This is a genomic window from Providencia sp. (assembly GCF_040396775.1).
Lineage (GTDB): Bacteria > Pseudomonadota > Gammaproteobacteria > Enterobacterales > Enterobacteriaceae > Providencia.
Window position 1 is genome coordinate 1 of record NZ_JBEBNT010000015.1, and the last position, 12722, is coordinate 12722.

General features: G+C 38.9%; 12 protein-coding genes. 10 read left to right on the forward strand and 2 right to left on the reverse strand.

Annotated elements, in window-relative coordinates; genetic code table 11:
- Positions 1–335 precede the first annotated feature (335 nt).
- From pgi to ubiA, 3 genes are all read left to right on the forward strand, one after another.
- On the forward strand, positions 336–1982 hold the full coding sequence (gene pgi, locus ABWP91_RS14810; protein WP_353243884.1) for a glucose-6-phosphate isomerase: 1647 nt from the start codon (positions 336–338) through the stop codon (positions 1980–1982).
- Positions 1983–2289: 307 nt separating this feature from the next.
- Complete coding sequence (ubiC, locus tag ABWP91_RS14815; RefSeq protein WP_353243885.1) at positions 2290–2793, forward strand: chorismate lyase; 504 nt, start codon at positions 2290–2292, stop codon at positions 2791–2793.
- 150 nt (positions 2794–2943) lie between these two features.
- Complete coding sequence (ubiA, locus tag ABWP91_RS14820; RefSeq protein ID WP_353243886.1) at positions 2944–3798, forward strand: 4-hydroxybenzoate octaprenyltransferase; 855 nt, start codon at positions 2944–2946, stop codon at positions 3796–3798.
- 86 nt (positions 3799–3884) lie between these two features.
- Here the strand turns inward: ubiA and plsB are convergent, their stop codons facing one another.
- A complete protein-coding gene (gene plsB / locus ABWP91_RS14825; RefSeq protein WP_353243887.1) occupies positions 3885–6386 on the reverse strand; it encodes a glycerol-3-phosphate 1-O-acyltransferase PlsB in 2502 nt (833 codons plus the stop codon).
- Between the two features lie 126 nt (positions 6387–6512).
- Here plsB and ABWP91_RS14830 point away from each other — a divergent pair, with 126 nt between their 5' ends.
- Both ABWP91_RS14830 and lexA read left to right on the forward strand, forming a co-directional pair.
- A complete protein-coding gene (locus ABWP91_RS14830; protein ID WP_353243888.1) occupies positions 6513–6887 on the forward strand; it encodes a diacylglycerol kinase in 375 nt (124 codons plus the stop codon).
- Positions 6888–7023: 136 nt separating this feature from the next.
- Positions 7024–7641, forward strand: coding sequence for a transcriptional repressor LexA (lexA, locus tag ABWP91_RS14835; RefSeq protein ID WP_353243889.1), 618 nt, complete (start codon positions 7024–7026; stop codon positions 7639–7641).
- 189 nt (positions 7642–7830) lie between these two features.
- Here the strand turns inward: lexA and zur are convergent, their stop codons facing one another.
- Positions 7831–8346, reverse strand: a complete 516-nt coding sequence (gene zur / locus ABWP91_RS14840; protein WP_353243890.1) for a zinc uptake transcriptional repressor Zur — start codon at positions 8344–8346, stop codon at positions 7831–7833.
- A 1086-nt stretch (positions 8347–9432) separates the two neighbouring features.
- Between zur and ABWP91_RS14845 the strand changes: the two genes are divergently transcribed.
- The 5 genes from ABWP91_RS14845 (at position 9433) to ABWP91_RS14865 (ending at position 12635) form a co-directional block, all read left to right on the forward strand.
- On the forward strand, positions 9433–9984 hold the full coding sequence (locus ABWP91_RS14845) for a fimbrial protein (RefSeq protein ID WP_353243891.1): 552 nt from the start codon (positions 9433–9435) through the stop codon (positions 9982–9984).
- Positions 9985–10061: 77 nt separating this feature from the next.
- Complete coding sequence (locus tag ABWP91_RS14850; RefSeq protein WP_353243892.1) at positions 10062–10808, forward strand: fimbrial biogenesis chaperone; 747 nt, start codon at positions 10062–10064, stop codon at positions 10806–10808.
- Positions 10792–11364 carry a fimbrial protein gene (locus ABWP91_RS14855; protein WP_353243893.1) on the forward strand — a complete coding sequence of 191 codons (573 nt, stop codon included), beginning with the start codon at positions 10792–10794 and terminating at the stop codon, positions 11362–11364. The genes ABWP91_RS14850 and ABWP91_RS14855 overlap by 17 nt, the downstream gene beginning before the upstream one ends.
- 17 nt (positions 11365–11381) lie before the next feature.
- A complete protein-coding gene (locus ABWP91_RS14860; RefSeq protein WP_353243894.1) occupies positions 11382–11933 on the forward strand; it encodes a fimbrial protein in 552 nt (183 codons plus the stop codon).
- A 9-nt stretch (positions 11934–11942) separates the two neighbouring features.
- Entirely contained in the window at positions 11943–12635 is a 693-nt protein-coding gene (locus ABWP91_RS14865; RefSeq protein WP_353243895.1) for a fimbrial biogenesis chaperone, read from the forward strand.
- Positions 12636–12722 lie beyond the last annotated feature (87 nt).

The following is a 12722-nucleotide window of genomic DNA, read 5'->3' on the forward strand; positions in this document are numbered from 1 at the left end:
TACATGCAACTCGAATGATTTAGAGTATATATGCGCTATTTTTCAAGCTGCATGGGTGTTGGCTACGCTCAGATAGCCGAATCACCTACTTTTGTATGCTCATCGGTCTATCTTCCCTTGCCGCCTACATGCAACTCGAATGATTTAGAGTATATATGCGCTATTTTTCAAGCTGCATGGCATTGAAAGTGCGTATTTCAATAAAAGGGATAATTAAGTCTGGAAAAGTGCGGCAGAATTGGGGAATATCAATATAACGCAGAAAACCGATAAGTCCTGTTTCCTTGACGGGTTACAATCTATTTCTATTAAAAATTGTTTGGAGAGTGTTATCCATGAGAAGTATTAATCCAAGCCAAACGGCTGCATGGCGGGCGCTAGAGCAACATTTTGCGCAAATGAAAGATGTGCATATGCGTGATTTGTTCGAGCAAGATAAAGACCGCTTTACTAAATTTTCGGCAACGTTCGATGGTCAAATCTTAGTGGATTTCTCCAAAAACAGAATAACGCAAGAAACCTTAGACAATTTATTGGCGCTGGCAAAAGAAACTGAGCTAGAAAATGCCATTAATAGCATGTTCAAGGGTGAGAAAATTAACCGTACGGAAGACCGCGCGGTGCTGCACACAGCATTACGTAATCGCGATAACACGCCTGTTTATGTGGATGGCAAAGATGTCATGCTAGACGTCAATGCGGTGCTGGAAAAAATGCAGCAGTTTAGCCAACGCATTATTAGCGGTGAGTGGAAAGGTTTTACGGGTAAGGTGATTACCGATGTGGTGAATATCGGGATTGGCGGTTCTGACCTTGGCCCATTCATGGTGACTGAAGCATTACGCCCTTATAAAAACCACTTGAATATGCATTTTGTTTCTAACGTGGATGGCACTCAAATTGCAGAAACGTTGAAAAAACTGAATCCAGAAACCACATTGTTCCTAATTGCGTCTAAAACATTCACCACGCAAGAGACCATGACCAACGCACATTCAGCCCGTGATTGGTTTTTAGCATCCGCAAAAGATGAAAGCCAAGTCGCTAAGCACTTTGTGGCGCTTTCTACCAATGGTGAAGAAGTCGCTAAGTTTGGTATTGATACCAGCAATATGTTTGAGTTCTGGGATTGGGTTGGTGGTCGCTATTCATTATGGTCAGCGATAGGTTTATCCATCATTTTATCTGTTGGTTTTGATAATTTTGTTCAATTATTGAATGGTGCTCATGCCATGGATAAGCATTTCACCCAAACGCCACTGGAGAAAAACATCCCAGTATTGTTAGGGCTGATTGGTATTTGGTACAACAATTTTTTTGAATCAGAAACTGAAGCGATTCTGCCATACGATCAATACATGCACCGCTTTGCGGCATACTTCCAACAAGGCAATATGGAATCTAACGGTAAGTACATTGGCCGTGATGGAAAAGCCGTTTCTTACCAAACAGGCCCAATTATTTGGGGTGAGCCTGGGACAAACGGGCAACATGCGTTTTATCAATTAATCCACCAAGGGACAAAAATGATCCCTTGTGACTTTATTGCGCCAGCCGTCACACATAACCCGCTGGGTGATCACCACGAGAAGCTGCTCTCTAACTTTTTTGCGCAAACAGAAGCTCTGGCATTTGGGAAAACGCGTGAAGTGGTCGATGCCGAGTTTGCAGCACAAGGTAAATCCGTGGCGGATATGGAATATGTTGCGCCGTATAAAGTATTTGAAGGTAATCGCCCTACTAACTCGATTTTACTCAAAGAAATCACGCCATATTCATTAGGTGCATTAATTGCGATGTATGAGCACAAAATCTTTACCCAAGGGGCAATTTTGAACATCTTCACGTTTGACCAATGGGGCGTAGAATTAGGTAAGCAATTAGCGAGCCGTATCCTGCCTGAATTAGAAAACAGTGAAAAAGTCAGTAGCCATGACAGCTCAACCAACGGCTTGATTAACAACTATAAAGCTTGGCGTTAATGATTCATTGAAATAACGTCGTAAAATTAAGCGGGAAGAGTAGACAGCTTCCCGTTTTCTTTTCGTTAAAAATCGTAAAAGCAGTTTGATATAAGCTTAATTGTTCATATGTTAATGAATTTTATTATTGTTCATAACTTGTTATTAATTAGAAAATTTTTCACTGTTCTTTTACATTTTGTGTTGAATTTGTGACTTTTTATATAAATTGTTAGCTAACTTTAACCTTGTAGCAAAACAACGTGATATCCTATTTGGCAAGAAATACAGAAATCATAACCATGTTATTCATGGTGGAATTTACGTAATGGATGAAACGCTATTTACCTCGCAGCTAATCGAATGGATTGCGCAGGATGATGAAAGAGTTCCCGCTAACACACTCGATTGGTTACTCGAACTTGGCTCCATGACAAAACGTTTTGAACAACACAGCCAGCAAGTTACCGTCATACCGTATTTAGAACGCTATGTGTCGCAAGCAATGCTAAGTGCGGAAGAAGTACAAAATTTACCGGTAAGTCACCGTTATTGGGTACGTGAAGTGGTTATGTACGGGGATGGTATCCCGTGGTTGTTAGGCCGGACGGTCATTCCTGAAGAAACACTCACTGATGATGACCAACAATTGGTGGATATTGGCCGCATGCCCTTAGGGCGCTATTTATTTAGTCGAGATAACCTAACGCGTGATTACATTCATATTGGCTGCTGCGCAGAACGTTGGGTTCGCCGCTCTCGATTAAGGTTATCAGATAAACCTTTATTGCTAACCGAAATATTTTTACCAGAATCACCTGCATATCGTTAATTATCCAAACTATTTCAAATTATAGATTTTGACAAAAACACGATACTAATACACAAAAATCCGTGATTTGCTCGACAGAGTGGTGTGAACACCTACCTATTTTGAAGTATGATGGAGAGAGAAAAGGAGCACGACAAAGTGGAGGGAAGTATGACGCTAAGTAAATGGCATGCATACAGCCGTTTAATGCGTATTGATAGACCCATTGGCTCGCTGCTGTTACTGTGGCCGACGTATTGGGCACTCTGGATAGCCGCTCAAAGCACACCCAATTTGCACATTTTGATTGTGTTTACTGCGGGAGTGTTCTTTATGCGCGCCGCAGGTTGTGTGATCAATGATTTCGCAGACCGCCATTTTGACGGTCACGTGGAACGCACCAAACATCGCCCATTACCCAGTGGGGATGTGACGGAAAAAGAAGCCAAAATTTTGTTTGCTAGCTTAGTGGGGTTGTCTTTCTTGCTAGTATTAACACTCAATTCAATGACAATTTGGTTGTCCATTGCGGGGCTAGCCTTGGCATGGGTTTATCCGTTTGTTAAAAGAGTCAGTCATTTACCTCAGGTTGTATTGGGTGCGGCGTTTGGCTGGTCGATACCGATGTCCTTCTCGGCAGTGGGTGAATCACTCCCGTTAGTATGTTGGGTATTATTTATCGTGAATATTATTTGGTCAGTGATTTACGATACACAGTATGCGATGGTTGACCGTGATGATGACTTGAAAATTGGCGTGAAATCAACGGCGATTTTATTTGGTCAGTATGACAAATTGATTATTGGGTTGCTGCAATTGTTGATGGTCGGCTTGCTGGTGGCTGTTGGGGCTTTAGCTGGCTTAGGGATCGTTTACTATCTTTCTCTGGCGCTAGTTGCGGGGTTATTTGTTTATCAACAACAGTTGATGGTGAACCGCGAACGTGCTCCTTGCTTTAAAGCTTTCATGAATAATAACTTCGTTGGCTTGATTTTGTTTATTGGCATCATGGTGAGCTATTTTTAGCGTGTGAATGGTGTTCAATAGCCCAACAAAAAAGGTAATGTTTTTCAACATTACCTTTTTGCTTTTTATCAGCTTACAAAACTCGATTAGTCTTTTTCTGGCTCGGTGATTTGAGCGGGCTCATCAGGCTTAGTTTCTTTTTTCACTTCTGAGAACTCATCGCCTTGGCTAACGCTTTCAATGGTCAAACGAATTTCTGGTGACATTAACCGCGCAAGAACTGCATACAGTTTCTTGGCGTTAGTCGTGAAGATATCGTTTTCATTGTTATCGATATAGCCTTCTTCCCTAAGTGTATCAACGAGCGTTGAAAAGACCGCTTTATCAAAGAACTCAGGAGCGTTAATGCCGTGCAGTACAGAAAGACGCTGCGCAAGAATACGGCTTTCTTTTTCCAACGTATTACGGCTGATTTCAGGGCTGGCATTAAGTAATGACAGCGTGATAGCGTAGCGTTGTAGTGTTTCACGGACACCAGCGGCTAAGAGCTGTAATGGACGAATACGGCGCGGGTTCAACACCACCATTTCGTCGTCTCTTAAACAGATAAGTTGCTGATTATTCAGCTCATCAATTAGAGTATCAACCGTTTCACGCAGCTGTTCGTCGTTATAACGCATAAACAGTTCTGCTTTTAAGAATGGGTAGATTTGGCTGACCTGATGGTGAATTTCTTGGCGGCTAATACGCTCATGGTGTAACACCATACTGGTTATCAAAGACGGTAATACCAGTAAGTGGTGGATATTATTACGATAGTAGGTCATTAAAACGGCATTTTCGCGAGGAAGAATAATAATATCCCCCATGCTGTCTTTTTCTACTTCGAATTTATCCATCTGCAACGCATGTTCGAGCAGCTGCTCCGCGGTTTTATTTGGCGTTGTTGCATCTGCGGTGTATGGCACATTGCGCAATAATTGCAGATAGCATTCCACTTGCTCAATAAGCTGTTCACGGGTTAATGAACGCTGACGTGAGGCCAACAAAGCTGTTGCGCATAAATTGATGGCATTAGCTGCGGCAGCATTATTGATGTTCACCATGATATTATCTGCCAACGAGCTGACCGTTGGGTTTAACCAAGACGGGCGCTGTGGCTCAATGGGGTCAATCGAATCACGCCAATCAGGTACACGTTGATTCAGGTAGTGAGAAAGGGAAATTGGCTGACCAAAGTTAACATATCCTTGGCCTAAGTTACGCAGTTTACGCAAGCCGCGGATCATTGAAAATAAGCCTTCTTTCTCTTTTTCTGCACCGCGTAGTTCTTTTGCGTAAGTACCCACTTCCATCACGTGCTCGTAACCAATATAAATAGGCACAATCGTGATAGGGCGAGAGTCACCGCGCAACATGGCTTGCAGTGTCATCGACAGCGTTCCGGTTTTTGGTTGCAATAAACGGCCTGTACGGGAACGTCCACCTTCAACGAAATACTCAATAGAGTAGCCGCGAGCAAATAGCTCACTTAAATATTCACGGAAAACCGTGGAATAGAGTTTATTTCCTTTAAAGGTTCGGCGGATAAAGAACGCGCCAAGGCGACGGAAAATTGGGCCAGCAGGCCAGAAGTTCAAGTTGATCCCAGCGGCGATATGTGGCGGGACTAAGCCTTGATGGTAAAGGACATAAGAAAGCAGTAAGTAGTCCATGTGACTTCGGTGGGAAGGCACATACACAATTTCATGGCCATCTTGCGCTAATTGGCGGACGCGCTCAGCATGCTGCACGTTAATGCCTTGATAGAGGCGGTTCCACGTCCAGCTCAGCACACGGTCAGTTAACCGCACGGCCTCATAGGAGAAATTAGCGGCAATTTCTTCCATCATATTCACCGCGTTTTGCTGCGCTTTTTTCAACGGAATTTTTTTACTGCGAGCTTCGTCTTCCACTGCTTTTTCAATCGCTTTTGAAGTTAAAAGCTTATTGAATAGTTCATAGCGAGCAGGCAGTTTCGGGCCGACCGCCGCAAGGCGTTGGCGCGAATAGTGAATACGGGCGACACGTGCTAATTTATTGGCAATAATGGTGTCTGTGCCGTGGTCCTGCGCCATTTTCCCAATCGAAACTGGTGGCGATAGGCGAACAAAGCTATCTCGACCTAACCACAGGACAGCAAAGAATTTTTGCACCCCATTTAATAGCTTGAGTGGGGGAGCTGGCGTATGCCCTTCACGACCAGGTGATCGCCCAAACATGACCGATGCGGGTAGCATTTGAATATCGAGATTTGGATTGTTTTTATGCAAATCTAAATAAGCATGGAATGTTTTGACGGAATCTTTACGCGGATCCGGTGAATAATAGCGAAATACGCGTGGGCCATCATCGATAAACACATAGGCAGGAAGCTTGGTTCCATTGATGTCGTTATCAACCAGAGGATCAGGCAGACCGATAGCCAAGCATTGGTGCCGTAGCGTTAGGAGATCGGACTTAGAGTGATAAGGCAATACATACAGCGTTGGCCTGTTGGTATCAAGCTGTAACTCTGCAATTGGGTCCGATGGAATTAGTTTACTTTTTACCAATAATTTAAGTGGTAAATTCAACGTGTTGTAATATATTTTACGCCATAGTGACATAAATGATTATAGCCTCTTGTTAACAATGCTGCGCAATCATACCAGAAATCCACTGGTAGATCTGTTACTGACAATTCACTTTGACCGTAAAAATCGATTATTGTTTGTATTTTTTAAGGAATAAATATGGCAAGTCAAACTAAGGGCTTTACCCGTGTGATTAAAGCAGCGGGATACTCCCTTAAAGGGCTAAAAGCAGCGTGGGTAAATGAAGCGGCATTTCGCCAGGAATCTGTTGCGGCAGTGATTGCGATTATTATCGCCTTTTTCTTAGATATCAGTTATGTGGATAGAATATTGCTGATTAGCTCTGTTGTGTTGGTGGCGGTTGTTGAGTTATTAAATAGTGCCATTGAAGCCGTTGTTGATCGTATTGGCAGTGAATATCATGAACTTTCAGGGCGGGCTAAAGATATTGGCTCTGCGGCGGTGTTTGTCAGTATTGGCTTAGCACTGTTTATTTGGGCGTTGGTATTATGGCAGCGTTATTTTGCAGGGTAGCCCCGAAAAGCCATTGGAATTTGGGAAAAGAAAGTAAATCGATAACAAATACTAAATTCAGTGATTTAACTGTTTCAAATCTTCATTTACCTGTATATACTCACAGTCTGACTGTATAAACAAACAGGGGAACGGGATGAAAGCACTGACGGCTCGACAACAGCAGGTTTACGATCTGGTGCGTGACCACATTTCGCAAACAGGTATGCCTCCTACACGTGCTGAAATAGCAGCAAGCCTTGGTTTTCGTTCGCCTAATGCGGCAGAAGAACACTTAAAAGCCTTGGCACGTAAGGGCGTAATTGAAATTGTTTCTGGGGCATCACGGGGTATCCGCCTTCTTCTTGAAGAAGAACCTGACGATCAAGGGTTACCTTTAATTGGGCGTGTTGCCGCTGGCGAACCTTTATTAGCACAAGAGCATATCGAAAGTCACTACCAAGTTGATCCAGAACTCTTCAAGCCTCACGCAGATTTTCTCTTACGTGTGAATGGTATGTCGATGAAAGATATCGGTATTATGGATGGTGACTTATTAGCAGTTCATAAAACACAAAATGCACACAATGGCCAAGTGATTGTGGCGCGTATTGATGATGAAGTGACTGTTAAACGTTTTAAACAGCAAGGTAATCGTGTTGAATTAATTGCTGAAAACCCAGAGTTTGCACCGATTGTGGTCGATTTACGCGAACAAAGCTTCACTATTGAAGGCTTGGCTGTTGGCGTGATCCGTAATAGCGATTGGTATTAATTCTTAGATTATCAGGTGGGCAGCGGTGTGCTGCTTGTTTGATTTTGCCATGATTGCTAGCAGATTTCATCTTGATGTATAGAGATCTGCCTGCTTTACTTGGTTCTTGTTTTTTACATCCTTTCTTTATATTACTTCTCGTATTCTTTTCTTATATAAGTAACAGTGTGAATTCTACAATCTCATTCGTTACTTTTTCTTTGTGGCCGCGGGTTGCTCATGGTCATGGTTACAGTGAGTGTGATCTTGGCAGCTAGCGACTTCATCACAGTTTTTACATAAGCCGTGGTTTTCAACCACAGTATGCCTTAAGCGAAACTGGTTGGTTTCTGCCAAACTGATAATCGCAGCTTCTATTGTTGTGCAATCACTTTCCGTCACACTGCCACAGTGGTCGCAGATTAACATCACTGAAATATGGCTGGGGTTATCAAAGTGGTGGCAAACGACGTAACTGTTGGTTGACTCTATTTTATGAATAAAGCCTTGTTCCATTAAAAACTCTAACCCACGGTAAACAGTAGGGGGCTTTGCCTGTGGTTCAACTTCGCGTAGCAAGTCTAATAAATCATAGGCACTGATAGCGCCGTGCTGTTGTGCGATAAGGCGTAACACAGTTTCTCTTTGTGGAGTCAATCTAACGCCTCTTGATTGGCAAATACGCTCTGCCATCACAAGTATCTTATCTTCACTCATTTTTTTCATTTTACTGACCCCAGCTTCGAAAAACGTAAAATTTACTGGCCATAAGTTTATCATATTTTTGATATTGAAAGCGCATTGGCTTTCAGGGGACAGAAAATAACTAAGTAAACATGTTATCTATATAATTTTTATTTAAAAATAAACATAAGCAAACGATTATCTGAAAATATGCGAGGTTGAAATGAATACAGTAGATGAATTTAGCTGAAACAAAAATGAGTATCGGCTTTAACAAAACAGATACAAAGTATGCGGTTCTTGTTTGTTATTTAACGTAAATTTCAATTAAGACTTATCTTATGATATTTGTTCGGTAAGAGATAATAATCTGGCTTTAACTTAATTTACTGTGTTTTAAGTGGTTATTTGTTTTATTGTAGTTCTTATATTCATTAAATTTAATTAATGTTAGTTTTAAATAAAATGATGTTCATTTACACAACCTCTTACAACTTGAAATAATTATAAGTAACAGGGTTTCAATTTATATAAATTAACCTAAGTAACAATTCTAAATATATCATAAAACTTATAAAATAGAATTTAAATCTATATAAATATTTATATATAGATTTATTGACCTTTTGTTTGTCTTTAAAGGTGTGGTTTTGACAATAAATATTGTTACCTTAAAATTAGTCTCAGCAAGCAACAGAGCGTTTGAAGATTTGACCAAGCTTTTTTACTTGTTACAAATAGGTGGGTTAAGCAAGAAGTGAACAACTAAATAGAGTTCAGTTTATATAAGCCTTAATTTTAGCACAGTAAGTAATAAGAATTAATTGAACTCTCTAATGTTTTAAATTTTTGTCCATTTTTACTATTTCTATATTGAATCTGGTCTCTCAAATTTGGCGATATAGAAATAGCTTTTTTTTAAAGCCAGCTCAGCTGACTTGGTTTTAAAAAGAGGATTAAAAGGATTTTTAATGCTCTTAATGTTGGCTTGAATAAAGTTAACAACAATTTCGCCAAGCTCATAAAAATGACTTTAGTACTGTAAATGGATGTTGTGGGTTTGGCTTTTAATAAAAAAATGTGTCTTTCACTACTTACATGACGACATAAATACAGAGGTATTTACATATGTTATTCAACAAAAAATTAGCAGTTTTAGCAGTATTAGCAGGTTCTATGGTCGCTGGTTCTGCATTAGCAGCTGATGGTAACAAAGGCGCTAAAGTTGACTTTAAAGCTCAATTACGTGCTGCTTCTTGTGATGTATCTTCAACAACTGTTGGTGATGAAATTAACTGGGGTGTGTTCACAACTGATGACGCTTCAGCGGTAGGCCTAAAAGGGAAATTAGGTGACGAGAAGAAATTCGATTTAGTATTAACTAATTGTTCACACGATGCAGCAAACAAAACAATGTTTGTTTATGCACAAGGTCAAGAAGCTAATGGTTATTCTGAATTATTCGCAAATAAAGATGCTAAATCTTTAGCGGTTGAATTGAAATCAGGTACAACTGCAATTCTGCCAAATAAAGATTCTGAAGTTACTTTAACTAAAGATGTTCTTAAAGGTGACGGTGCGATCATTCCTATCCAAGCTAACTTGCTGTTAACTCAAGCTGGCGGCGTAACACCTGATGTGTTAAACGTTCCAGTAACATTCACTGTTTCTTATAACTAATTTTACTATTAATTAGTTTGATCAGAAGAGGCTTTATTTAAAGCCTCTTAATTAGTCGTTAAAGCGTAGGTGGGATAATGCAAACAATAAAAAATAAAAACAACTTATTTTGTGAAATGGTTAAAGAATTCCGTAATATTTCAGTTTTATTTTTTGCATTAACTTCTTTAGCTTATTCTGCCGGAAGTGGGGTGGGTCTAAATGGTACCCGTATTGTCTATATGCAAGGTGATGAAAGTACATCTATTGGCGCTAGAAATAATACTAATATCAATTACCTTGCGAAGTTTATTGTAACAAAAAATGCAAATGGAACATCAAATACTGCTGTCCCATTTATGGTAACGCCACCATTAGTTAAAATTGATAGCGGCAAATCACAAGAAGTTAGAGTTTATGCGCAACAAAATAGCCTACCAAAAGACAGGGAGTCTATATTTTACTTTAGTGCAACTATGATCCCTGCGACAGATGGGCCTATTAGTGGTAATGCGCTGAATATTGGCTATAACAACGTGATTAAATTATTTTATCGACCAACGAATTTAAAAATGTCTCCCCGCGATGCACATGAAAATTTAAAAGTAGTCGCAAATGCTACGGGTATTACCGTGGTAAATAATTCTCCTTATTATATATCATTAAGCAATTTAGTTGTTAATGGCGTTGAAATAGATTTGAGTATGAGTAAGCGTAATACCATGATATCCCCATTTGATTCGTTTAATTACGTCGCTCCTTCTAAAGCTCGTTTAGGAATAGCGAAATGGACAATTATTAACGACTTAGGGGGCGAGGATGCGTTCAGTGGACAAGTTAAATAACAGTCATTTTTCTTTAATTAGTTTAATTGGTTTGTCATCTTTGGGAATATTTGGGTTTGTTAATCATTTGCAAGCCGCAGAGTTAGAAATTATTGGAAATGTAACTAAAGGGACCTGTTCGTTTTTAACATCAGATATGGAAGTAAAATTTAATTCAGCGATTATTACTTCAACAGTTAATGATGATATCAATGATCGAACTCATATAAAGCCATTTTCATTAAAATATAACTGCACGGGGTTTGATGTTATTTCGGGTAATGCGAAATATTCCATGAAAATAGCCGCAGGAAGTGGAACCTCTATTGATGCGAATAATAAAATTTATCCGACGACTAATTTAACGAAAGCTGCATTTGTTTTAAGAAAATGCGACGAAAATAAAGATAGCTGCTCGATTATTGACTTTCATAATGGTGGGGTCGTGCCTTTCGACATTACTAGTAACAGTGATTTAGAAAGCCATTTTGAGGTTAGTGTTATTAAATTAGGTGCAGAAACACCGAATCCAGGTGCACTTGAAGCTGCAGTTGATGTGACTTTATTGCAGCCATAAATAAAAAGGGTTAAAGAATGAAAACTCTATTTATATTGAGTAACAGTGCGTTATTATTTCTTTGTGGTTTTGTGGGTTCTTCTTATTCATCACAAGAGTTTACTTTTGATGTAACTATACCTAAAAATACGTGTGATGTTTCTGTTGTTGGAACATCTGAAAATAAAATTGATTTTGGAAGTATACCTCTTGAGAAATTTAAAGATGATGTTCCTCAAGGTAAATATAAATCAGAATTTAAAGTTAATTTATCAAATTGTAAAAACACCAGTTTTAGTGGCGCATATGTTTCACTATCAGGCATATATAATGACCAAAATAATGGTTTTTTAGATGATGTGGGTAAAACTTTTGCAATCCGTATTTCTAAAAAAGCAAATGCAACTCAAAGTGATACTGATTTTTTTACTAACACAAATAATAAAATATGGACAAATATTACAGCTACAAATATGTCTAATACTTATTATGCTTATGTTATGTGTAAGACAGGTGTTAATAATTGCTCTGATGACCAGAACGTAGGTAAATTTAAATCTACATTGACATTAACTTTCGTCGCTGACTAAAAGAAAATTATGTTATTACGATTTCTAGCTGCCTTTACTTTAATTTTTTTTTCGCTAGCAGTGAGTGCAGAAGGGATCTCATTAAATCAGAGTCGTATTGTTTTTCCACAAAGTGAAAAAAGCCAAACGGCTCAAATATTAAATGATACGGATAAGCCTGTATTAGTGCAAGCAACAATCTTAAAGGATATTGAAGGTGAAAGTATTGACAAATTTATTGTCACACCACCTTTATTCAAGGTAGAACCGAGAAAAGAATTTTCAATGCGGGTTTTTCCAAATAATGTTAGTGATTTGCCTAAAGATAGAGAATCTATTTTTTACTTGAAAACACGAGTAATACCCTCTACAAATAAAAGTGAAGATAGTAAGTCTTTGGTTTTTGTTACTGCATTTGTTATTAAGCTAATATACCGACCAGATAATATTGATGTACCTGATGTAACGGATTTTAAAAAGATCACCTTAGATAGAAAAGGAAATAAATGGCAGTTTAATAATCCAACACCATATTATATGACTTTAGTTGGACTAAGTATTGATGGTGATATTAAACAAGGCTCAATATTAATTGCACCATTTGATAGTTACTCTATCGATTATCAAATTAAAAACCCTACTGCAACGAGTTGGTATTTTTTAAATGACTTTGGCGTTACAACAGATAAACACATTTTTGGTGAAGATAACAAAAAAAGTTAATTTGTCAAAAAAATAGTTTTCATAGCGAGGGAATATTAATTCTTCAATTTGAATATTTATAGCCCCTTATTATTAAACTAATTATTT